This window comes from Streptomyces sp. NPDC045021, assembly GCF_056432645.1.
In genome coordinates, this window is the sequence record NZ_JBWKIQ010000001.1 from 1223752 (window position 1) to 1245647 (window position 21896).

14 protein-coding genes are annotated in these 21896 nt (G+C 64.0%); 7 read left to right on the plus strand and 7 right to left on the minus strand.

From position 1 onward, the window contains the following. Nucleotides 1-494: 494 nt before the first annotated feature. A complete protein-coding gene (locus AC07DC_RS05420) occupies nucleotides 495-1577 on the plus strand; it encodes a tyrosine-type recombinase/integrase (RefSeq protein WP_478912001.1) in 1083 nt (360 codons plus the stop codon). A gap of 653 nt (nucleotides 1578-2230) precedes the next feature. On the opposite strand, the gene AC07DC_RS05425 is transcribed toward AC07DC_RS05420, so the two are convergent. Both AC07DC_RS05425 and AC07DC_RS05430 read right to left on the minus strand, forming a co-directional pair. Then, nucleotides 2231-2689, minus strand: a complete 459-nt coding sequence (locus AC07DC_RS05425; RefSeq protein ID WP_478912003.1) for a hypothetical protein — start codon at nucleotides 2687-2689, stop codon at nucleotides 2231-2233. 55 nt (nucleotides 2690-2744) lie between these two features. After that, nucleotides 2745-7748, minus strand: a complete 5004-nt coding sequence (locus tag AC07DC_RS05430; protein WP_478912005.1) for a VWD domain-containing protein — start codon at nucleotides 7746-7748, stop codon at nucleotides 2745-2747. A 453-nt stretch (nucleotides 7749-8201) separates the two neighbouring features. On the opposite strand from AC07DC_RS05430, the gene AC07DC_RS05435 reads away from it, so the two are divergent. Together AC07DC_RS05435 and AC07DC_RS05440 are read left to right on the plus strand one after the other, a co-directional pair. After that, nucleotides 8202-9149 (plus strand): hypothetical protein, encoded by a 948-nt coding sequence (locus AC07DC_RS05435; protein WP_478912007.1) that lies wholly within the window; start codon nucleotides 8202-8204, stop codon nucleotides 9147-9149. 80 nt (nucleotides 9150-9229) lie between these two features. After that, nucleotides 9230-9610, plus strand: a complete 381-nt coding sequence (locus AC07DC_RS05440) for a DUF6928 family protein (protein WP_478912620.1) — start codon at nucleotides 9230-9232, stop codon at nucleotides 9608-9610. 433 nt (nucleotides 9611-10043) lie between these two features. Here the strand turns inward: AC07DC_RS05440 and AC07DC_RS05445 are convergent, their stop codons facing one another. The 3 genes from AC07DC_RS05445 to AC07DC_RS05455 form a co-directional block, all read right to left on the minus strand. Beyond that, complete coding sequence (locus AC07DC_RS05445) at nucleotides 10044-10778, minus strand: hypothetical protein (protein ID WP_478912009.1); 735 nt, start codon at nucleotides 10776-10778, stop codon at nucleotides 10044-10046. Between the two features lie 461 nt (nucleotides 10779-11239). Further along, nucleotides 11240-11743 (minus strand): SUKH-3 domain-containing protein, encoded by a 504-nt coding sequence (locus AC07DC_RS05450; RefSeq protein ID WP_478912011.1) that lies wholly within the window; start codon nucleotides 11741-11743, stop codon nucleotides 11240-11242. A 138-nt stretch (nucleotides 11744-11881) separates the two neighbouring features. Beyond that, nucleotides 11882-12172, minus strand: coding sequence for an Imm32 family immunity protein (locus tag AC07DC_RS05455; RefSeq protein ID WP_478912013.1), 291 nt, complete (start codon nucleotides 12170-12172; stop codon nucleotides 11882-11884). A 167-nt stretch (nucleotides 12173-12339) separates the two neighbouring features. Between AC07DC_RS05455 and AC07DC_RS05460 the strand changes: the two genes are divergently transcribed. From AC07DC_RS05460 to AC07DC_RS05470, 3 genes are all read left to right on the plus strand, one after another. Then, nucleotides 12340-12543, plus strand: a complete 204-nt coding sequence (locus tag AC07DC_RS05460) for a hypothetical protein (protein ID WP_478912015.1) — start codon at nucleotides 12340-12342, stop codon at nucleotides 12541-12543. Between the two features lie 689 nt (nucleotides 12544-13232). Then, on the plus strand, nucleotides 13233-14261 hold the full coding sequence (locus AC07DC_RS05465; protein ID WP_478912016.1) for a site-specific integrase: 1029 nt from the start codon (nucleotides 13233-13235) through the stop codon (nucleotides 14259-14261). A 778-nt stretch (nucleotides 14262-15039) separates the two neighbouring features. After that, nucleotides 15040-16359 (plus strand): ATP-binding protein, encoded by a 1320-nt coding sequence (locus AC07DC_RS05470; protein ID WP_478912018.1) that lies wholly within the window; start codon nucleotides 15040-15042, stop codon nucleotides 16357-16359. Nucleotides 16360-17833: 1474 nt separating this feature from the next. On the opposite strand, the gene AC07DC_RS05475 is transcribed toward AC07DC_RS05470, so the two are convergent. Beyond that, nucleotides 17834-18718, minus strand: coding sequence for an IS5 family transposase (locus tag AC07DC_RS05475; RefSeq protein WP_478912020.1), 885 nt, complete (start codon nucleotides 18716-18718; stop codon nucleotides 17834-17836). Between the two features lie 51 nt (nucleotides 18719-18769). Beyond that, entirely contained in the window at nucleotides 18770-18979 is a 210-nt protein-coding gene (locus tag AC07DC_RS05480; RefSeq protein WP_478912021.1) for a hypothetical protein, read from the minus strand. A gap of 246 nt (nucleotides 18980-19225) precedes the next feature. On the opposite strand from AC07DC_RS05480, the gene AC07DC_RS05485 reads away from it, so the two are divergent. Beyond that, nucleotides 19226-21589: a HEAT repeat domain-containing protein gene (locus AC07DC_RS05485; RefSeq protein WP_478912023.1), complete on the plus strand. Its 2364-nt coding sequence runs from the start codon at nucleotides 19226-19228 to the stop codon at nucleotides 21587-21589. Nucleotides 21590-21896 lie beyond the last annotated feature (307 nt).

Below are 21896 nucleotides of genomic sequence, written 5' to 3' on the forward strand. Positions count from 1 at the left end.
GCACGCCGCACCGGCTCACGACGCCTGCTACGTGCCGAACGGCATCGACATCCAGAGGCCGCCCAACCGTCCGAGTCACTGGGGCTGAGTGGAGCAAGCTGTCCTACCTGGCGCAAATAGGTTCGCAAGCTTGGCTCTTGACGCCGAGTCCCCGCAGGTCAGCACGTCCGGAGCGTGGTAGTGAGAGCAGGATGAGTGCAGGTTTCTCGCTTCTCGTGGCTTTTCGCTGAATGATGGGAACCCCAGTTCCATTCTCGGCTTTGGAAGCGATCATCATGCGCTCCGCAGCCCGTCGCGGGCACACCTACCGACGGTGCGGCTGTCGCGATCAGCACAGCAAGCAATTCGGGGCCCGCTGCCCCCAGCTCGATGCTGATCCCGGTCACGGCAGCTGGACCTTCTCACTCGACCTCCGCTCCCCCGACCACCGACGCCAGGTACTGCGCCGAGGCGGCTTTCGCGATCAGGAAACGGCCCGAGCTGCCCTGCACGGGATGCTCGAGGGCCAGGCCGCCGGCTTCACCGCCGACCCCAACGAGACCGTCGCCGACTACCTCGCCGCCTGGGTTGAGGACAAGCAGCTCGTCCTCAAACCCACCACCTACGTCCGCTACCGCGACTACGTCACCCACGACCTGATCCCAGCCCTGGGACAGGTGAAACTCGACGACCTCGCCTACTCTCACATCGCCGCGTTCGTCCACGCCCAACTCGACGCCGGACGGGGCAAGGTGACCGTCCACCGCTGCCTCGCCACACTCTCCAGCGCCCTGGGCGAAGCCGTCCGCCACCACCGTCTCCCCGGCAACCCGGCCCGCCCGACCGTCATCCCCCGCCCGGCAGCAGCCGAACGTCACATCTGGACCGTCTCGGACGCTGTCCACTTCCTGTCCTGCTGCCGTACCGCGGATCCCGCCTTCGCGGACTTCATCGAAGTCCTGATCGGCTCCGGCCTGCGCAAAGGCGAGGCCCTCGCCCTGCACTGGGACGACATCCACCTCAACGAACGTGTCCTCTATGTCCGCTACACCCTGTCCGCGGTCGACAACAACCACCTCGTCATCACCGCACCCAAGACCCGCAGCAGCAACGACTGGGTTGCCATCTCCCGACGCGTCGCCGACGCCCTACAACACCGCGCCTACGACAAAGGCCCCGCAGCCACTCGCGCGCCACGCGGCGGCTTCGTGTTCCACCGCCCCGACGGCCAACCCCTCCACCCGCAATACGCCCTGAACCACTTCCACGACCTCTGCCGCGCATTCGGCGCACCCCGCACCACACTCCACGACCTGCGCCACCTCGCCGCCACCATCTCCATCAACGCCGGCGTGCCCCTGACCGTCGTCTCCAAGACCCTGCGCCACTCAACACTCTCCACCACCGCCAACATCTACAGCCACCTCACCGCCCCCGCAGCCGTCGACGCCGTCAACACCATCGACCATGCCCTCACCACAGCAAGCGACGCCCCCACCCAGGGCCACCGCCGGCCATCAATCTCACCAGCCGACCACACACCCCGCAGCCACAACCAATTCACCGTCACCAACACCCCGCTGCAGGACGCCGCATGACCCCACACCGCCCGCGACCCCGGAGGCCGGCACTCACCACCGATATCACCCCGCCCTCACCGGACCCCAAAACGCGGAAAAGGCCGCCTCCGCATCTCTGCGAAAACGGCCTCCGACCTGCGAAAACGCTGGTCGGGACGACAGGATTTGAACCTGCGACCCCTTGACCCCCAGCGTTCGTCAGAGCCTGACGGACCGTATCCTCCGGTCCGGTGCAGTCCCGATAGCCCAGGTCAGGTCCTGTTCCACGGGCCCCATCATGACGGCTGCTCCGACTCCATGACGCCCCATCCGTGAGACGCCCGTGAGAGGCGGATGAGACAAGCCCGGGACGTGACCTTCAGTTCAGGCGCCTCCAGAGGGGTACCGCCACGGTCGTACAGGCCTTTAGCGCACCCCCACTTGCAGCTGCTTCTGCACGACAGGCACAGCCCCGCCAGACCTCGATGTCCACGCCAAAATGGCGGCAGCGCGCAGGATAGTTGCAACCGCCCAGCTACTGAATTCGCACTCGTGATATCGGCCTTGTAAGCCGCGCACCACCGTCACTGAGCTGCTCTCGGCCTGCAACAGCGAGGCCCGGTACGGTGCCAGCTCAACGCACGACAGCCAAGGGCTGAAACCGCTCGTGCTGGATATCTGGTCCTGCTGGGTCAGCGGGAGGGGGAGGTGGGGGAACTGTGCTGCTGCCACTGCTTCTTGAGTGCCGGGGCCCCGCACAGGTGCGCCTTGGCCGCGGCCACGATCGCTGCGGCGTTGCCGGGCGTCGCTCCCGCGCTTCGGTACGCCTGGACGGCGAACGCAGTGACCGCCGCGGTCGGGCCGCCGGCGTAGATCTCGTAGCAGAGGAAGGTGCCCTGCCGCCATGCCTCCACGTCGTTGGCAGCGAGCGCGGGGGCGATGGTGCGCAGGGCGGCGAGGTAGCCGGTGAGGGCCGTGCGCGGAACGGATTCATAGCCCTGGACCACCGCCCTGTCAGCACCAGCGGCGGGGGCCGTGGCGCGGGCTGGAGCGGAGGCGGTGGCCCTGGGCCTACTGGCTGAGGCTCCGCACGCGGTGAGCATCAGGGCCAGGGCCACGACCGTGCCGAGCAGGCGCCAGGGCTTGCGCATGGTTCTCCTTGTTCGTCGTCTCATCACGTTGTCAGCTGGTCAGGTCGCCGGACCGTCAGGCGAGCTTCACCGTGGCGGTGAGCGTTCCCACGGCATTGGCCAGCGGATTGAGGACGACTCGGTAGGTACCGGTGGTGGGGAGGGCCACGGCCGCCGGGGTGCAGGAGGTTCCGCAGTACGTGGTGGTGACCAACGTCGTGCCGTCCGGCTTCAGCACCGACACCTCGGCGTTGTACTGGCCGAGGGTTCCGGCGGAGAAGGTGAGGGTGGCTTTCTTTCCTGCGGTCCCCGCGAAGGTCCACACACCGTTCTGGCCGGGCGTGGTGATGGTCAGTTTGGACGCGGTCCCGGTGGTGGGCAGCGCCGCAGTGATATCCGCCGGGACCAGATAGACGCGCAGGCTCAGAGCGCCGTATGTGGTGCTGGCCGGACGCAGCAGCACGGTGTACGTCCCGGTCGCCGGCAGAGCGGTCGTGTCGAAGCCGCAGGACGTCCCGCAGTACTGCTCGGCGAGGAACACGCTGCCGTCCGGCTTCAGCACCGACACCTCGGCGTTGTACTGGCCGAAGGCACCGGCCGTCAGGTCGAGGTAGACCCGCTGGCCGGACGTCCCAGCGAACGTCCATGACCCGTTCTGCCCCACCGCGGTGGTGGTCAGCTTGATGGCGGGCCCGCCGACGGTGGCAGTGGCGGTGGCGACCCCGGAGACGCTGGCGGTCAGCGACCCGGTGGCGTTGCCGTCCGGATCGAACAGCACCGTGTACGTCCCGGCGACCGGCAGCGTCGTGACGCCGAAGTTGCAGGACGCCCCGCAGTACTGCGCGGCCAGCAATTCACTGCCGTCCGGCTTGAGTACCGACACATGAGAGTTGTACTGGCTGATCGTGCCGCCCGACAGACCCACAGCCACCTTCTGTCCCGCGGTCCCGGCGAACGTCCACCGCCCGTTCTGACCCGGCGTGCCCGCAGTCAGTGTGGACGCCGTGCCGGTGATCGAGATCGTCGCGCCGGCATCCGCGGGCACCTGGTAGAGGCGGAGGGTGAGGGGGCCGTGCGTGGTGCTGACCGGACGCAGGAGCACCGTGTAGGCGCCCGCTACCGGCAGGGCGGTGGTGTCGAAGACGCAGGACGTTCCGCAGTACTGCTCGGCGAGGAACACGCTGCCGTCCGGCTTCAAAACCGACACCTCGGCGTTGTACTGGCCGAAGCCGCCGGCGCTGAGGTCAGCGAAAAGGCGCTGCCCAGCGGTCCCGGTGAAGGCCCAGCTCGCGTACTGCCCCGCTGCGGTGGTGGTGAGGGTGACGGCGGGCCCGCCGATGGTGGCAGTGGCGGTGGCGACCCCGGAGACGCTGGCGGTCAGCGCGCCGGTGGCGTTGCCGTCCGGATCGAACAGCACCGTGTAGGTCCCGGCGACAGGCAGCGTCGTGACGCCGAAGTTACAGGACGCCCCGCAGTACTGCGCGGCCAGCAACACACTGCCGTCCGGCTTGAGTACCGACACATGAGAGTTGTACTGGCTGATCGTGCCGCCCGACAGACCCACAGCCACCTTCTGTCCCGCGGTCCCCGCGAACGTCCACCTCCCGTTCTGACCCGGCGTGCCCGCAGTCAGTGTGGACGCCGTGCCGGTGGTCGAGATCGTCGCGCCGGCATCCGCAGGCACCTGGTAGACGTGAAGGGTGAGAGCGCCGTAGGCGGTGCTCAGGGGTCGAACAAGGACGGTGTACGTGCCGTCTGCGGGGAGAACGGTGGTGTCGAAGCCGCAGGCTGTCCCGCAGTACTGCTCGGCGAGGAACACACTGCCGTCTGGGGCGAGGACGGAGATCCGGGCGTTGTACTGGCCGAAGGCGCCGCCTGCCAGATCGAGGTAGACCCGCTGCCCGGCGGTCCCGGGGAACGTCCAGACGCCGTTCTGTCCTGGTGCGGTGGTCGTCAGGGTCACGGCCGGGCCGCCGACGGTGGCGGTTGCGGTGGCGAGACTGGAGACGCTGGCGGTCAGCGCGCCGGTGGCGTTGCCGTCCGGATCGAACAGCACCGTGTAGGTCCCGGCGACAGGCAGCGTGGTGACGCCGAAATTGCAGGACTGCCCACAGTACTGCCAGTTCAGCAGCGTGCTGCCGTCCGGTTTGAGTACTGAGGCGTGGGACGCGTACTGGCTGATCGTGCCGCCTGACAGGCCGAAGGACACCTTCTGCCCGGCCGTCCCAGTGAACGTCCACCGCCCGTTCTCGCCTGGGATGGTCGTGGTGAGCGTGGACGGCGTGCCGTTGGTCGGGATCGCCGCGGCCAGGTCGGCGGGCACGGTGAGGAGGGACGCGGTCAGCGCGCCGGTGGCGTTGCCGTCCGGGTCGAACCGCACCGTGTAGGTGCCGCCGACCGGGAGCACGGTGGTGTCGAAGTTGCAAGAGGTCCCGCAGTACTGCCTGTCCAGCAGTGTGCTGCCGTCGGGCTTGAGCACCGTCACCGCGGCGTCGTACTCGCTGATGGTGCCGTCGTGGAAGCCGAGGAACACCCGCTGTCCGGCATTCCCTGTGAACGTCCAGGTGCCGTTCTGTCCCGGCGAGGTGGTGGTCAGCGTCGAAGCCGGTCCGTCCAGCGAGGCGGTCGCGGAGGCGTCGGACGGGATGTTGGTGACGCTGAGCGTGTACCGGCCCGGCGTCTGGTTCTGGGTGTGAACGCGCAGCCGGTACGTGCCCGCGGGCAGGTCGCGGACCTCCTTGCCCATGCAGCTGAAGTCCGAGGCAACCTCCCGGCCCGCGGCGTTCTCCAGTTCCCACTGGAGTTGTCGCGTGCCGCCGGGGCAGGTGTGCGGGTCGACGAACAGCGACGCGCCGGCTGTCACGGCGAAGGTGTAGTCGTCCTCCGATGCTCCGTTCTCCAGGTTCCCGGCGCCAGCCGCGGGGGTCCCGTCGGACACTGAGAACGGCAAGGCTGTGGCGAAGGTCTGCGGTGGCACCACGTCGATGTGGAGTGCGACGTCGTCCACGCCGAAGGCTTGGTCGGCGATGCCGGTGGCACCCTTCGCTGAGACCTTGAACTCGGCTTGGCTGTCGGTGTGCGTGAAGGGCACCGTCACCCGGTACACCGCGTAGCGCACGCCGCTGGCGAGCGTGCCCGTCGATGCCGGTGTCAGGGACTGCGGCCTGATGGTGTACGGCTCTTGCCGGTCGGTCGCCACGGTGACGGACTTGGTGTCGGTACCCGTCGTCCAGTCACCGATCGTCAGCAGGTTGAAGCTCAGTGTCCCCTGCAGGTGGGACGGTAGGGACTGGACGTAGAAGCGGTATGCGTCGGTGCCGCTGAAGGGACCGGCGAAGGCGGTCGTGCCCGGGTCGGTGGACACCCGCGCGGGCAGCAGGTTCGACGGCAGTGAGGAACCCTCGAAGTCGACGGTCAGATCACCCGCGGCGTCCACGCCCCGGGCTGTCGGGTCGTAGCTGATGTTCTGCTGTTGGGCGGCGGCGGTGGCGAAGTCGGTGTTGGCGGTGAGGGCCAGGTCCAGGACGCAGCTGTTGAACGCCGGGCCCGGGGCCACGCCGGCCGTCTCGCACTGGGCAGAGGCGAGTGAGACCTGGTCCGGAGTCAGGTCATGCACGGTGGTGATGGTCGACGGGAAGGTCAGGTCGGTGAAGGTGGACGTGTCCTGCCCGTCGGCGTAGGTGAAGAGCGACTCGTCGGCGCTGAGGCGCCAGGAGTCGGCGAAGTCGCTGTGCAGGACGGTCGGTGAGGTGTCGGCCGGCAGCTGGGTGCCGTCGGCGAGCCGCAGGTCGTTGCTGGGATTGCCGTCGCCGTTGCCGAACAGGCCCGTCAGGTCACTGCCCTGGGACGGCGGCACCCAAAGGCCGGCGGAGCCGGACTTCCAGGACAGGATGGGTCCGCCGACGCCCCTCCACAGCACCAGGTAGCCGCCGTTTGGATCGTGGATGACGTAGCCGCCTTCGCCGAGCGAGAGGATCTTTCCGTAGCCCAGGCTCCGCGCCTGGCCGTCGACGAACAGCTGGCTGGAGGTGAACTCCGCCCGGTGCTCATTCACGTCCATCGCGACGCGGCTGATCGTGGAGACGGAACTGGAGGAGCTCAGCGGGGTGAAACGTCCCTGGACGTCCATCCCGTAGGTATCCGAGTGGGCGAGGGTGAACTCGCCTGCGGACTGCAGGTCGTAGTGCAGCCCGTCGACGGTGGTCATATGCGGATCGCCGTTGGCCAGGCCGCCGTGGTGGATCAGATACCAGAGGGCGAACAGCAGGATCGCCACAGCTCCGGCACCCAACGCCGCCTCCACCGTGAGGAATCCGGCTTCCGCGAGAATCACTGAGCCGTCAGCGCCGCCCAGCATCACCTCCAGCTCCGCGATCAAATCCGCAGCAGCGGCCTCCGGTCCGCCCGCCGCAGCCACATCACCGGCGAGTCCACCGTCCTCGGCCACCGTCGAGATCACCTCAGGCAGCGTGTCGGGGACGGCGATCAGCACCGGTGGCTGGGGATTGGAGGACGTCGGGGGCTTCTCCTCGCTGCAGGTGCGCTTGTCCCGGACTTCCTCGATGCTCAGCAGGCCGGATTGCGGCGAGGTGGCCTTGTAGGTCCGCCAGATGTACCCGGTGCCGCCTGTGGTTGTGCAGGTCTTGTTCGTGTCCCGGACCAGGAACTCGTCGGCGTACGTACCCCACCGGTTAAGGGTGTTACCCCGCCGCACATTCACCATTCCCCGCTGGGTGAACTGCTGGACGTAGCCGTCGACCTGGGTTCCCCACTGCGCGTAATCGGCGTTCTCGCCCTTGACCTTCGCCTCGATCACATCCACCCCGGCGGCCGGGTTGGTGCGGTCGTAGACGAAGATGTCGGGTCGTTTGTTCCCGGGCAGGTACATCTCCCACTGCACGTTGGGGCTTATCAGCCCCTGGCTCGGGCTCTCCAGATGATCACTCAGATACTTGATGGCCCGCGCCTGGCCGATGGCCTCGACGCCTGGGCCGCAGGTGAATCGCAGGTAACCGTCAACGGGGGCGACTTTATCGAAGCAGCCCGGGTTCGGCTTGAGAATACGGCGCGTCTTATACATGAAACTGTTAATGCATCGAGCCGACTCCTTGCGGGTTCCCGCCGACCAGTCGGAGCTATTCGTGCATGTGGCAGCATAAGCCTTTTCGGGGAACCATGCGGCCTCAACGGGAACAAGCATTGCAGCAACCAGAACGGCCGCCACGAATATGCAGAGTTGACGCAGTGTTCCCAGCCGAAACCCCGGAAGTATCCCCATGAGGACGTGATGCTAGCCGAAGTGATCACGCGCAGCAAGGGGGCCTCAACTTGGACACGGGCGTGGAAAATCGGAATTCCTCCTTCCGAAACACCACACTCCGAAGTGCAGGATTATGCGGCCGAATTGCGGCGAATCGGCTGCGGTTGGGAGAAGTACACGTGCCCATGAGTGGTCGCACCTCGCCGGCCGTACCCACCTGGTACGGTTTCCGGCGGCAGGGCGAAGGCAGGTATCACTTCGGTGGGAGGCTCGGTGGCAGCGGATCGGCCATGGGAACTGTCGGTGGACGGCCTGGAAGTGCGTCGCATCGAGCGGGCCGGGCTGCTGCTGCAGGCGGACTCGCCCGGCAACGGACATCGGACGGTGATCGTCCAGGACTCGGACAACGGAGCATTCGTCAGGGTCCCGTGCACGCCGACGGATCTGCGCATCGACGCAATCGCGCTCTCGCGTGACGGAAGCCGACTGGCCTATCTCAGCAGTTCCGTCTCCGGCCACGGGAGGGCACACCTGGTGGTGCACCTTTTGGCCGACGGCACCGAGGCACGGTTCGACGCCGAAGCCGACGGCTCGGACCTGCGCGCGGGGTTCTCCCCTGCCGGGTGCTCACTCGCCGTCCTGTCCGCCGACCAGGACCGAGGGCCCGACGACCAGTTTGTGGCCGACCTGCTGATCGTCAGTCTCATCGACCTCGTCACCGGTGACCGGCGCCGCCTGTGGTCCGGTCCGGGTCTCGCGCCCGCGGAGAGGGCGATCAGTTGGTCGCCGGACGGCCGCTTCATCGCCATCGTGCACCTTGATGTCGACGAGACGTGCGCCATCACGGTCCTCGATTCCGGCAGCGGCCGACTCGTCACCCACTTCACCGAGATGGAAGCCCTGGACTCCTCACAGGGTTCCTGGTTCAGCGAGCAGGAACTCGTCATGTTCCCCGAAGACGTCGACTACGACGAGACTCCCCGGGCGCCGGCACTCATCGTCGACGTCGTGAGCGGCACGACCCGACGCATCGACCAGACCGAAGACCTGCCCGACGGCTGCTTCGCCGTCGGCAACGGCCGGATGATCGGGCCGTTTCCGCCCCACGGCATCGGCACCGCCGCCCTCGACGGCAGCAACCCCCGCCTCCTGCTCACCCACGAGCCCACGATCCAGGTCAGCGTCGTCGATATCGCCCCGGACGCGTCGCCCCTGCCGTAACGCCTCACATAGAGGAAGTCCCACCGCGTTCACCCGTACCGGGCGGATCCCGTCTCGGTTCCCATCTGCTCGCTGCCGACCTGGAGCGCACGTCTGGCCTGATGCGACGTCTTTATCCAGGCTGGGAGATCGAGGAGAGTACGGGCTCGGACCTTTCGGAAGGGGCATATCCCCCGACGGAAAGGCCCTACGCGTCCAGTTGGCCCGGCGTAGAGGTCGTCTGCGAACCGACGGGTGATGCTCGATTTCCCGTCGCAGCTTCCGGAGCATCCGGTCGCGGCGAGTGCCGGCCGACGGCTGGTCCTGCATGCCCAGCACAGTTGGTCGATTGGCTGGCCTTGGCGGACAGTCCAGTCGGCGCAGCCAAGCGTGCTGAGGCATTCCTGCCTTCCTTGGCGAACCGCTGGCTACACACGCAGGCGGTAGCAGCGCGCTCGGCAGATATCGGCACCCGTGCCTGAAGACGAACGGGACCTTCTGTATCCGTGGCTGTACAGCAACCTGCAGGCCAGGACAAGTGCCCGTCGTCAAGGACGCATGCGCCTTCGCTCGGGAGACCTTGGGCCGTATGGTCGCGAACGCATCCTGACTCTCGACCAAGTCATGCGGGATTGCTCGCAATGGCTACCGGTGACCAGGTCATCATGGTGGCCTTGGTCGTGTCTCACGACCCACGCGGCCCCCAGTCGCCTCACTTGGTCACCCTGCAGAGGAACGGATGCCGCCCCACGGTGGCATCCGCCATCGCGGTCTTCAGACACCCGGTGGACTGATCCAGCTGAACGAGTCTCCCACGGAAGACGACGAGTTACCCGTTCTGGAAGATCGAAGAGGAACGACGCCTACGCTGCAAGCTCCCGACGGCCTGGAACAAGCCGGCTACACCGCCGCGATCTATTGCGAGTTGTACGTCTTGATGCTGACCGCAGGCCCGTTGGAGTAGTGGGCGACCGCATCTGCCGCGGCGCCGGCGACGGCCACCGTCGCGTTGCCGTGGGCTGGAACGAGGAGCAGTCCGCCAATCGGGACGACGGTCGTGGCCTGTTGGCTCTGGCCAGCGGCAGGCTGGTCGTACACGAGATAGACAACGCGTACCCAGACGGGGAAGTCATCGGTGTTGGACACCGTGACTGAGGAGAAGCGACTGAACTTGCTGACGTCCTTGCCCTTGCTGTCCCGCGCCTGCGCATTCGCGTAGTGGAGTCCGGCCCGGATGCTGGCCGTGGTGACGCTGTGGACGACTACTCGCACGTCGGCGACCTCGTGCTCACCCCGTCCGGAAAAGCGCAGGATGTCGTTGGTGTAGCCGTACGGCGCCACCAGACTCCCCCGGTCGCTGCCGAACACGCCGGCAACTTTCACCTGCGGCAGGACCTGGCCGTGCGCGTCCACGGCGGTGAACTCCAGTACAGGAAGGACCGAATGCTGGTAGCTGTTGTGGATTTCCAGCTGCTGGTCGATGGTCTCCGTTGCTGCGGCATGCCGGTGATACGTGAAAGACAACAGGTCCGCAGTCGGCCCGATGACGGTAGGACTGGCGGCAACCGTTGTCGCAACCCCTCGAGCCGAGTGCTGGGCTCCCGTCGTGGCCGGCCCGCAGGCCGTCAGCACCGCCAGCAGAACGCCCATGGCCGTACCGGCCACAGCATGCCGCCCTCGTCCCCACCCCATACCTGTTCCCCATCCCCCGTGGCCGAACGCCTGTTCGCGATCGCGTGAGGGTAGCGCATTGCCGCACTCGGGGCGGCAGAGTCATGCCCGATACCTTCGGCGGCCATAACAAGGAGTCCGGATCCGCACGACCATCCTCAAGAGCTGCAGGCCGGGCCGGGGTCCGTCCCACGCGTCTTCGATGCACCCTCCACCCGCGGCAGAACAAGAACCCTTCACCCGCCGGCCACACCGAGGATGAGCCAGCATCCACGACCTTCACCACACTCACATGATGCCGACCGTGATTCATCCCAAGGCGGGCAGTCGATAGACAGGAGCGACTCGGCGAAAGAATCATTCTCGCGCAGGCAGGAAGCAGTACTTGAGGCCCGAACACCTCAGCGCTGGAGCCCACCCAATCACACAGCGACAGATCCCTACCGACTTAAGCGCTCCACCCTTCCAGTTAGGCAGACGAGACGGTCCAGGGCTTCCTCAAAGGAATGACCGACGATCCAAATCTCGTCCTCGAGGCTACATACCGTGAGCCCCGACGAAGAAACAAAGATCCCGTCGACATACATACAGGCGATAGGGAAAAAGTCCTCCTGGAATCGCTGGAACAACTCTTGGATGACATCCAAATCTGCAGCAAGATCGGGGTCGAACTTGATCTTATCGACATGGAAATTTGCACCTTCAGGCCCAACGGGATCAACGATCAACCCATGCAAATTCTCCAGAATTGACCGGGCACGACTATGCATCGAAATTCCCCAAATTTCGAACTCACGCGCCTTGTCAGTCATATCCACGTGCCGACCAGAGTACCAACCAGCTTCCGTCAGCATCGCCCGAGTCGCCGCATCCAATTCTTCAGGAGAAAAGATCCCCATTGCCATCATCCACTTCAGTCGCATAGAAAGCACCAGCGCGTTCAAGGGTTGTCATGCAGCGCCAATAGAAGGTGAGGCCCCCGCAAATGTCAGGGTTTTCATGATGTCCTCTGACCGGTGTGAGCTTATCTCGCCCTCGCTCGACCCTCGGATCACTGTCGGACAGCCACCCGTGGCTGTCCCTCACTCCGCGTCGTTGCGTTCCAGAACCAGGCCCACGGACCCGACTTCAAGGCCATTGCCCGCGTCCAAGTGCAAGTGACTCCCGTCCGGAGTGCCATCCTGAGCGAGTACCAGCAAGTGGTTGGCAAGTGTTCTCAGTCCTGCCGCATTCGCTTCGACGACCACCTCGTCGCCCAGGTTGCGTACCTCAATACGAGCCTCCTCCTCCCAAGAGAACACCCGGGCGACAGCATCTGTCGTGACAGCGACCCGCGTGCTGGCCGGCGGAGCACCGTTGGACTCTGAGTTCATGCGCCCATCCTCTCCTGAAGGCTCGTAACTACTCGTCACGAAACTACCGGCGTCACGGTCGGTGCGGCGTGCTGGGCTGGTCAGCCGGGGTCCTGAGGTCATATCCGATTGACGGCAGCCAGAGAAGTTGCTGTACTCCGCTGCTGTACCGAGAACTGGAGGGGGTCATGACCAGACTGCCCGAGAGCGTGGACCATGACATTTTGGAGCAGCGCATCATCTTCGCCCTCAAGACGATCCGCGACACCCTGGGTTGCTCTCTCCACGAGGCGATAGACCTCTTCGGTGTGCGATACGACGAACTTCGACGCGATCGCCCCGACGACTTCATCGTCGGACCTGATGAGTACGGCCGCGGCTTCTACTCGTGACGGCAAACCGGCTGACGTAGGCCTACATCGCGAACAACTCCCGGAACGGGCAAGGTTCCAAAGGGTCCTCCGGCCGGTCCGACCACTTCCACCACACGTGCTTCTGCCAACATCCTCACACCATGCGGCACGCTCGCTGTCCGTCGTCCTCTCGGCGGCAGAGAACGAGAGCAAACCGCCGTCAGCGGTTGGCCACAGTCGGAGCAGACCGGCGAGGACAAGGACATGCAGCGCACCATACAACCGCCCGAGTCGCCCACACGATAGTTACTGGCCGATGGTCCTGGCGGCCTACCCACACCTGCGGCAGTTGATCCATTGGCTCCTGGGCGGTTGGGAGGGCGCCGGTCAGCCCCTTGGGCAACCGTACGTAAATCGTGCCTCACCCGCCATGATCTACGCCCTGTCCGGTTACCAGCAGAGGCGGAAAGGTGGCGAGGGCGAGATTCGTTCGATGTAGGAGGCCATTGGTGACCAGCCATCCCCAACGGGGCCGGATCTACCGTACCTGCAGCTGCCGCGATGCCCAGCGGCGCCTTCGGGGACCACGCTGTCTCCAGCTGCAAACAGACACCGAGCACGGAAGTTGGGCGTACGCGGTGGACCTGCCGATGCCGGACACCCGTCGTAACACCCGGCGTCGTACCGGATACAGCAACTAGGCCGAGGCCGAGCAAGCACTGGCTCTGTTGCTGAAGGGCGAGCAGGCCGGGGTGTACGAGGATCCGCGCCTGAGCCTCGGCGCGTACCTGGTCGAGTGGTTGGCGGCGCGGGAGCGGGTGCTGCGGCCGACCACTTTCGCGAACTACCGGACAGCCGTCCATCACGACCTGCTGCCCGTCTTCGGCGGCATGCGGTTGTGCGACCTGCGCGCGCGTCACGTCGATGCCTGGGTGGCCGGCCAACTGCACGCCCAGCGCGGACAGGTCACCGTCTACCGCATCGCCGCCACTTTGCGCACGGCTCTGAACGCGGCGGTCCGTGCCCGCCGGCTGGCCTACAACCCGGCCGCTTTCGCCGTACTGCCCCGACCTCAGGCGGCGGAACGGCTGTGCTGGAGCCCGATGCAGGCGGCGGCGTTCCTGCGCCACAACGCCGAGTGCTACGCCGATCAGCTTGCCGACCTGTACGAGGTGGTGATCGGCACCGGACTGCGGCGCGGGGAGGTTCTGGGCCTGCACTGGCCCGACGTGCACCTGATGGACCGCACCCTGTTCGTGCGCTGGTCGCTGACCGCCGTCAACAACAACGAACTGCATCTGGGGCCGCCCAAGACCCGCGCCAGTCGCAACTGGGTAGGTCTGTCACCGCGCATCGTCGCCGCTCTCCAACGTCAAGCTGCAGCCCACCACGCGTTGCAGCCTCCAGGGACCCCGCTGGAGGGGCTGGTCTTCGCGGGGGCGGACGGGGCCCCGCTGCGTCCGCAACGTGTGCTGGATCAGCTCCGCAAACGCACCGCGGAGATCGCACTTCCGCGGATCGGACTGCACGATCTGCGGCATACCGCGGCGACCATCATGATCAGTTCCGACGTCCCCCTGGGCATTGTCTCCAAGACGCTGCGGCACTCCACCGTGGCCACCACCATCAACCTCTACGGCCACCTGCTCCGCTACGCCGCCCAGGACGCGGTGACCGCTCTGGCCGACGCCCTGAACCTGGCCGACGCAGACCACGCCTCCGGCCGCCCCGCCACCGCGCTGCGCTTCGCCGCCTGACCCCTCTCGAGGGTCCGGCGCTCCCCACGATGCTGGTGCGCTGGTTGGGCAGCCGATCTGGCCAGCGGCGTCATTGGGGACTCCGCCAAGGGGGCGTCGCAGGTCAGCCGGTCCACGGGCCGCGCTGTTGTCGCACCGTGCGACAGCACCTCAGGAATCCGAAACAGACTCATTTCAACCCATACCGGTCTTTTCCGTCCAGCTACTGGACTCCCGCCAGACCTGCAGGCCCCGGCGGCGCGGGGTGGGAGGCCACTCGCAGCCGGCGAGGGCAGGCGTCCGGGCCAGGGAGTCTCGCCCCCTTCGGGGCCGCATGGGTGACCCAGGCGGGCAGGGTCGCGCGACATCCTGCGACAACAACGACGCAGGCCGTCCCCGCCTTGCGGCGGGGACGGCCTGTGACCTGCGTAAGCACCGTCGGGACGACAGGATTTGAACCTGCGACCCCTTGACCCCCAGGCGCGCGCACTTCTCGCAGAGACCCGTATGCGACTGACTTGACCAAAGCCTGGTCCCTGGCCCTGCATGCGGCTGTACGCAGATTTCCACCGCTGTTGATGTCACTGACTGATGTCGTTCGGGCGCTAGGTGAGACCACGGTGGGTGGACATCGGCCCCGCGCATGACCAATGCGCCGCCTCGGTTCCCTTAGTAACCAAAGACAGTGCGTCACTGAGCTGGCAACCGTAGACTGGGTAGAGGACCTCCAAGGTTGGTGCATAAATGGCCAGTCGAACAAATTCGATACGCCAAGAGTCGATGCATAGCGGAGAGTGCAATGCTGGAATATAGTCGCGCGGCGCTCCTGAACGCTTTCACGCCGTCGCACGAGGTGGTCGAACCTAGCCTCTTCGCCGGCCGCCGACAGCAGATCCTAGAGTTGTCTGATGCACTGCAGTCGACGGGACAGATCCCAGTTATTTACGGCGACCGCGGTTTGGGGAAGACAAGCCTTGCAATCCAAGCTCAACTGATCGCCATGGGCGCCACCGAGCTTCTAGATTCCATCGACTCACATGATCGAGTTATTCCTGTCGATGACACATTCATTGCACTCTACGTAACATGCTCGGACGAGGTACACAATGGCACGGAACTAATTCAGCTACTAATCAACGGCATGGAAAGCCTCGATTTGGAAGACCGCGGCTCCGGCAGAGCATCGAGGCTTGTAGATCGAAAGACCAGCATGGGAGTCACCCTTAAGTTGTTCCACCTCGACTCAATAAAAACCTACCAAGCGGAAGCCGAGAGGATTCGATATGAGAACCTGAACCATTCGGAGAAGCTACAAAAGACCGTTCGGGCGATCGAGGAATCAACTGGCCAGCATAAGTTTCTGTTCATTATTGATGAGCTTGACCGCGCAGAGAGTCTCTCTGGATTCGCTTCGTTCCTCCATAATGTCAGCAGCCCTACCTTGAGATTCATACTCATTGGCGTCGCTCAGAATATCGCCGACCTGCATCTTTCTCATCCATCCATTGATCGCGCCTTGGTACCTATAAACGTGCCACGGATGACCAAGGGTGAGCTGGCCGACGTTATTGACCGGGCTATCGCGTCGTTGCATCGAATGGGAGCCCCTCACCGATTCTCCACCGATGCCCGCAAGAGGCTCGTAGAAGTGTCGGGGGGATTTCCATGGTTCACGCATGTCATAGGACAGCAGGCCCTCGTATTGGCAGCGGACGCCGGCGATGAGATCGTTTCGAACGACCATCTCACCCAAGCGATACGTAGCCTGACGCAAAGGCGCTTTGCTCAGCAATTCGCAGACATGTACCACCAGGCGGTTCGAGACTCGGCCCAACGCGAAAAGACATTGCGCCTATTCGCCTCCTGGCAAGCATCTCAGATCCCCACAAGTGATATATATTCCATGCTTCGGCGAATTGGAGTTACGAACCCGGCAGCCTACAAAGGGCACCTGGCCTCAAGCGAATATGGAGAAGTTCTCATCCCATCTGGCTACAGACAGCCCGGCCTCTTGCGATTCAAAAATGAGATGTTCAAGCAATACGTATACCTGCGCCCCTCCATCTTCGCGGACGTTGATCACGAGGTGGAAAACATAATGCGAACCCACGGGACGTGATGCATGGACTGGTGTAAGGTATCCGACTCCTCACTAGTATCAGCCTGCGCCTACGACGAGGCGGCTGAGAGAATATACGTGAAGATGCATTCCGGTGCGGTATGGATGTTCGATGAATGTAGCACCAACGAATGGCGGCTGTTTATGACAGTGGGAGAAAGCAAAGGTAAGTACCTAAATTTCGTCCTCCTGCTACATCCCCATCGTCAGGTACTTGACTAACGTGAAGCCCCTGAGCACCTCGCGAGCATGCCGCGGATGCCGATAGGGGCAGCCTGGGATCCGTCGTCGATAGTCGTCCCTGGAAACAAACGCTCGAACAGCCCGGCGCTGATGACGTTCAGGCGGTCAAAGTGGCCCCCGTCCCGTGCGTACAAAGGAGTTCTTAGACAGCGGAGATGTACTGCACCACGGACCGCCCCAGGCCAGCGTCCGCACAACCTCTAACACCTTGTGCGAACTCACGCCATTGATCCCCGACAGCCGGTAGATCTGCAGCGTTGACCGAGTAGGTGCCGAGCTTCGACGCAAGTTCGTTCACTGCCTCGGCGGCGTTTGTCTGTGAGACTGCAAATGCCAAGGTCTTAAGGTGCGCCTCCGCTGCCGACTTGGGGCAGGTCTGGCAGTGAGCCCCGCAGAATGGTCTGACGCGCGTCGGTTCGTCTGACAAGGCAGTGGCCATGCCTTCCAGCCCGTAACTCGCCCCCTGCCAGCAGGCGTCGATGGCTCTCGCCAACAGGTCATCCGACGAACGATCAGCAGACTCCTTAATGATGCGGGCCGCCCGACGCCACTGGCGAGCCGCTAGCTCCAGCCCTCGAACAGGCAACCCTTCCGATCCACCGAAGACGCTAGCTGCGTCGTCGCACATCTCCGCCAGGTCCTCGAAGATCTCGCCAATAACCACAGTCCGCACGCTCATGTCGATACCAATCCCCCGAAGTGAGGCATTCATCTCGCTCTACCCCCTAGATCCACCTGTCCGGCGCATACCAGCAACGAAGCAAAGCAAGGGATCGACCAGCTTAGACGCTGAGTAGGCCATTCCAAGCTGCCGCCGCCCCGTACCCGGCCTCCAACATCGAAGCTCGTTCACGCACGAGACTGCACGGGACGAACGGAGGCCGGCAGTCGCGCCATGGCCCTTACGGGCGCGTTAAGCCGTCGCTATGCGCCACCAAAGGTAGGCAGGGCCGGAGGCCTTGCGGCACACGGGATCTGAGGCACCGTCCGTCCGTGGTTGTCCGGGTGAGACCGCTAGGTGTCGCGGCCGGTGGCTCCCTGCGTGGCTCCCCGCGCTAGCCAGGAGGTGCCATAGCGGTCACGCGCACCTCCTGGACGAGCGACGGCGGAATAGGGCGCGCTGCCCGGGAGGAGGCATGGTGCACCCGTAAGGCGACGACGGCGGAGCCCCCGCGCGCGGCCCCGCCGCTATTCCGAACGGCCATCCACTGAGAGCGTGTCTGGGATCGTTTCAGCGGGCTTGGCGAAGGGGTTTTGGTCCGGAGCGAGTCGCGGGTCCGCTGCGGGTGAGTCGGCGGAGTATTACGTCGGTCATGGCCCAGCGGATCATGGTTTCTGCGTGGGCGGGTTTGCGTTCGTAGTCGCAGACGAGACGTCGTCGCATGGTGATCCAGGCGAAGGTGCGCTCGACTGCCCAGCGTTTGGGTTGAACCTGGAAGCGGCGCTGGTCGGGTTGTTTGCGGACGATGTCCAGGTCGCGTTTGAGGGTGCCGGCGGCCCAGGCCACCAATCGACCGGCGAAGCCCTGATCAGCCCAGATCTTCTGCACGGTGGGGTGGTCCAGGCGGGTCCACGGTAGCGGCCGCTTGGCACCGTCGCGGTCCTGGACACTGGCCGCTACAACGTGGACGGCCAAAAGCAGTCCGAGGTTGTCGGTGACGATAAACCGCTTGCGGCCCTTGGTCTTTTTGCCCGCGTCGAAGCCGCTGGTGTTCCTGGGGACGGAGTCCGCAGCCCGCACCGACTGGGAGTCGATCAGGCCGGCGGATGGCTCCGCGGTGCGGCCGTCAGCCTGTCGGACCTTGGTCCGCAGCGTGTCGTGGATCTTCTCCACGGTGCCGTCGTCGTGCCACCAGGTGAAGTACCAGTACACCGTCGGCCAGGGCGGGAAGTCCTTGGGCAGGTACCGCCACTGGCAGCCGGTCCTGGCCAGATACACGATCGCATCCACGATCCGACGCCGCGGATGCTTCTCCCGCCGCCCACCCTTCGAGCCGACACGCGGCGGCGGAAGCAACTCCTCGATCAAAGCCCACTGTTCATCGGTCAAATCGGACGGGTAACCGTCCCGCGCAGCACTCACACACACCCAACGAGTCACCCATACAGCCGACACGGCAGATCTCAGGCGCGCTCTGAGCGCGGAGAGCGCAGGCGTTGTTTTCTCTCAGTTCTGGGTGTCGTCCTCAGTGCTGTCGGGCGTGCCGCGATTGCACCATTTCCGGAAAGCAAACGTCACTACCGCGATCACGAGAGCGGCTGCAAGTGAACCGATGAACTCCGGCACGGCTGGCAAGAGTAGATGCTCGATGCCGCTGACCTGACTGCTCAGGATGACGTTGTTCATGTGGGCGACGTCGTAGAGGGGTGTAGCCACTGGTTCTCTCCTCGGTACATCTGTGGAAGACGGGGTCATGCGTGGGCCGTTGAGGAGAGAATCGTGTTGGGGGCAGAGCGCCCCCAACCTTCAGAGGGGCCGTCTGGGACGCATTGAGTGCTTCAGGCAGTTGAGCAGGCGCGATGCTCCGTGTCCCTGGGACGTCCCTGGGACGCCCCAGGGACACGGAGCAGGATCGGAGGGAGAGCAGTGACACCGTCACAACGTCGCCACGAGGAACCCGACGTGGCGCTGGGGCAGTTTTTGCGAGACCAGAGCCAGACGGCTTGCCTCAGCGCGCGGGAGATCGAGCAGCGCTTTCAGCGCCGCGCTGGTCAGGAGAGGGCGCGGACGGACGCTGGGGAAGACCCGCCTATCGCTCCGGTAAGCGGAATGAAGTACTCTAAATCGCACCTCGATCGGCTCTTCAAAGGAACGGCCTCGCTCCCCTCCGAAGATTTCATCAGAGTATTTTTGAGAATTACTAGTCAAGCTGCTGGCGTGCGACCTGATCTCCATAGAGAATTGTGCCGCAAGGCAGATGGCCTGTTGATTTCTGCCCGCCAATATCGTCAGCGTGCGGTGGGATCATCAGTGGCAACATCACGAGTCTCTGCGGAAGTCGCTGTAGCTACTCTTCGGGTCCAGCTCGACCTTGAGCATGCTCACCGTACCGAGGACAAGCTTCGATGGTCATTGAGCGACGCTCAATTTTTGATGACCACGTTATTGCAGATCATCAACACTCTGCGGAATATCGTCACGGACCTCGATACCCAGCATATTTTGGCCCTCCGATCGGGTGTCGATCCGGCTGTCTTAGGCGCCGCCGCAAACGAGCGACTCGAGGCATTGGCACATAAGTCCACAGCAGAATCACAGCTTGCTCAAGTCAACGAACGTCGCGTTTTGCTAGAGAATTTATGGGAACAAGCCCGCAGTAACGTTCATCGCTTGTCCCTGCACCCCGATGTTATAGAAGTCGTCAACTTTCCGACAGGTCGCGCCCTGCCACAGCAGGAGCCTCGATCGGCGGCGCTGTTGGTTCAACCTGCTCTTACGGACATTGCCGTAGCCCTGGGAAAAGCTGGAGCAATCAATGTAACAGAAGACCGTAAAACCCGTGAATGGCAGCAGAATCTCACCTCCGCTACCCATCCACAGCCGATTGACGAACACGCCACCCTGCTTGCGGCCACTCGGCTGACTGGCGCTGCCAACCGCAAGACGGCGCTCCATTCGCTCGTCAATCATTGGTCCCAGAGCCCTGCCACCCGCAACGCCCTCGTACGGTTGACTCTCGATGACCAATTGGAAATCCGAGTAAGTGCGATTCGGAGTTTGGCGCAAGTATGGCCCGGTGACGCCGCCGCCCGCGAGGCGCTCATCGCAGTGATCCGCGACCCTGACCCGAGGGTCCAGGTTGCCGCTGTGTGGGGGTTGGCTCAAGCGTGGGCAAGTGATATCGCTGCCCGCGACGCCCTCGCGACCCTTACTAGTGAACACTCTCAGGTGGTTCGAGAAATGGCGCTTGAAGGGCTAGCGGAAGGGTGGTCCGGTGATGTGGTCGCACGGGACGCCCTCCTGCCCCTCACACACGACAGCGCTAAGTACGTGCGGGAAACCGCCGTGGAGGCGCTTACAGAAGGCTGGGCCGGTGATGTCGTAACCCGAGACACTCTTCTCGGACTTCTCCGCAGTGGCGACGTCGCCATGCGAGAGGTCGCAACGGAAGCCTTGAATATTGGCTGGCCAGGCGACCCTTCCGCGAGGGAGGCTTTTCTCGAACTGCTACACGACGCCGCCCCAACAGTCCGTTGGGCTGCCGAACGAGGCTTGGCTCTCGAAGCTCACCCCATGGGAATTTCTACAATCGGATTCACGGGAAGCAAGCCTCAAGAAAAGTCTAAAAATCTCATAAATTCAAACTATGGCGTATCTCAACCAGGGCAACAGGTCGACTCGCCCAGTGATAGCATTCTAATCGCTTCACGCATTTCCTATCCCTACGCCACTGGAACACCCCTTCAGATCATTTCGGCATTACACCGAGGTATCGGGTTTGGCCCCGGGATCACCGTCCTATCAGGCGACAACGGAACGGGCAAGTCAATCTTATTGTTGGCACTGGCTCTTCGGATCGGCTGCCTTTCAAAAAAACAGGACTCCATGCATCGCTTCATGGCTCGCGAAAAGCCACCTTTTGCTCTAGAGCTCGCAAAGAAACTTGATCTACTATGGAGCGAAAAGCCCGCCCCCAATAAATGCTTCTACTTGGCGGCACCTGACTCTGTACTCCATAGTAGATCTCCTCGCGAGAGTTTTCTCGATGAACCCACGCGATACCGCCTGTTCCTTCTTGATGAACCGATGGCGCTGAGGGACCCGAAGCAGGTGAGCGAAATGTCTGCCAAAATGAACCAACTGGCAAACCAGGGTTGCCAGTTCATCGTCGTCGCCAGTGACTTCGCTAGTGCGAGACTTGCTGGTGCAAAAGACGTCCGTCTCGGCGGCCGCCGACCAATTCACGAGCGTGTGGATTTCCACGTGCCCAACACGACGGCGGACTCATGGTCGCCGAACAGACCTGACGCTGCCGGGCCTGCGTGAACTTGGTCAACTTCTTCCGTTCTTTCGGGAGCTGACCGCGGATTAGAAGGGCGTGGCCAGCGTGGAGTGAATTGAGGGGCGGTGAGCAGGGAGCCATGGCATCGCTGGGCATGGGCGACAGCGGTACGTGCACCCGGATCGTCGCCTCATAGGGGCGAGGACGCTGGCGTGGCGCGGATGCTCGTCATCCACCCAGTGAACGCAGTTCCGTCAGTCGGGCGCGTCAGAGGACGCTCACGGTGTTGCAACTCAACTGCAGGGACTGAGGGGACAGCGACCAGCAGACCCGGACATTCCGTCCGGGTCT

Coding starts and splice junctions, on each gene's coding strand:
- AC07DC_RS05430 (WP_478912005.1), bottom strand. CDS start 7,748: ATGTATAAGACGCGCCGTATTCTCAAGCCGAACCCGGGCTGCTTCGAT.
- AC07DC_RS05445 (WP_478912009.1), bottom strand. CDS start 10,778: ATGGGCGTTCTGCTGGCGGTGCTGACGGCCTGCGGGCCGGCCACGACG.
- AC07DC_RS05470 (WP_478912018.1), top strand. CDS start 15,040: ATGCTGGAATATAGTCGCGCGGCGCTCCTGAACGCTTTCACGCCGTCG.
- AC07DC_RS05460 (WP_478912015.1), top strand. CDS start 12,340: ATGACCAGACTGCCCGAGAGCGTGGACCATGACATTTTGGAGCAGCGC.
- AC07DC_RS05425 (WP_478912003.1), bottom strand. CDS start 2,689: ATGCGCAAGCCCTGGCGCCTGCTCGGCACGGTCGTGGCCCTGGCCCTG.
- AC07DC_RS05455 (WP_478912013.1), bottom strand. CDS start 12,172: ATGAACTCAGAGTCCAACGGTGCTCCGCCGGCCAGCACGCGGGTCGCT.
- AC07DC_RS05420 (WP_478912001.1), top strand. CDS start 495: ATGCTCGAGGGCCAGGCCGCCGGCTTCACCGCCGACCCCAACGAGACC.